The following is a 1,548-nucleotide window of genomic DNA, read 5'->3' on the forward strand; positions in this document are numbered from 1 at the left end:
GTACAGATCGTCGAGCGCTGGATCCTCGCTCGGCTGCGCAACCACCGCTTCTACAGTCTGGCCGAGCTGAACAAGGCGATCGGCAAACTGATCGCCGACCTGAACCGGCGCCCGTTCAAGAAGCTCGACGGCAACCGTCGCGAATGGTTCGAGCGACTCGATCGACCGGCGCTGCGCCCGTTGCCGGCACGCCGCTACGAGATCGCGACCTTCGTGAAGTGCCGCGTCAACATCGACTACCACGTCGAAGTCGATCACCACTATTACAGCGTCCCGCACAGCCTCGTGCGTCAGGAAGTCTATGCCCGCGTGACGTGCCACGGCGTCGAGATCCTGCACCGCGGCAAGCGCGTTGCCGCTCACGCCCGCAGCCGACTCCGGAACAAGCATACGACGTTGCCCGAGCACATGCCGGCGGCGCACCGTGCCCACATGGAATGGACGCCAGGCCGGTTGTTGAACTGGGGTGCCTCGGTCGGTCCCGGCGCCGAGGCGATCGTCAAACATCTGTTGACCAACCGGCCCCATCCCGAGATGGGGTACCGCGCCTGTCTCGGACTCCTGTCGCTCTCACGCAAGTACGGCAAGGAACGGCTGGAAGCCGCCTGTCAGCGGGCGCTCGTGATCGGATCACCGACCCGTCGCTCCGTGCTGTCGATCCTCGAATCCGGCCTGGACCGACAGCCGATGCTCCCGATTCCGTCCACCGAATGGCATTCGCCCGATCACGAGAACGTGCGCGGGCCCGAGTATTACCACTGACCCAAGGAGGTCGCGATGTTGATGCAGCAAACCTTAACCCAGCTCAAGTCCCTGAAGCTCGACGGCATGGCCCGCGCGTTCGAGGAACAAGCGGCGTTGACCGCCAGCACCAGCCTATCGTTCGAAGAGCGTTTCGGCATGGTCGTCGAACGAGAGCTCGCCTGGCGCGATACTCGGCGGCTCGAACGGCTGCTGAAGTCTGCGAAACTCAAGAATCCTCAGGCCTGCATCGAGGACATCGAATACCGGCAGAGTCGCGGCATCGACAAGAGCGTCGTCGCCGCACTTGCTGGCTGCGACTGGATCCGTAATGCACAAAACCTCATCCTGACGGGACCGACTGGCGGTGGGAAAACGTGGATCGCTTGTGCGTTCGGACAGCAGGCCTGCCGACAAGGCTTCTCCGTGATGTACGTCCGCGTTGCCCGGCTGTTCGAGGAATTGAAGATCGCCCACGGCGACGGCAGCTTCACGCGGCGGCTCGCGCAGCTCGCCAAGATGGACGTCCTCCTGCTCGACGACTGGGGCCTGCAGGACCTCGATCATGGTGCCCGAAACGACCTGCTCGAAGTGCTCGACGACCGCGTTGGCACGCGCTCTACGATCATTACCAGCCAACTGCCACTGGAACACTGGCACGCCTGGTTGCAGGACCCGACGCTCGCCGACGCGATCCTCGACCGGCTCGTCCATCAGGCCCACAAGCTGCCGTTGAAGGGCGAATCGATGCGAAAGGCCAACGCCAAGCAGTCCTCCGCATCCTGATCGTGATCACCTTCGCTATAA

Annotated in this window: 1 protein-coding gene and 1 pseudogene; both read left to right on the forward strand. The window is 63.3% G+C overall.

Annotation, left to right across the window (positions count from 1 at the left end; all coding sequences use genetic code 11):
- Positions 1 to 762: pseudogene (gene istA / locus AC0KUR_RS37840) on the forward strand (IS21-like element ISBmu3 family transposase); the annotation flags it as partial.
- Positions 763 to 777: 15 nt separating this feature from the next.
- Complete coding sequence (istB, locus tag AC0KUR_RS37845) at positions 778 to 1,527, forward strand: IS21-like element ISBmu3 family helper ATPase IstB (RefSeq protein ID WP_473377383.1); 750 nt, start codon at positions 778 to 780, stop codon at positions 1,525 to 1,527.
- Positions 1,528 to 1,548: the final 21 nt, after the last annotated feature.

The sequence above is a fragment of the Burkholderia sp. YHN3-13 genome (genome assembly GCF_055810675.1).

Coding starts and splice junctions, on each gene's coding strand:
- istB (WP_473377383.1), top strand. CDS start 778: ATGTTGATGCAGCAAACCTTAACCCAGCTCAAGTCCCTGAAGCTCGAC.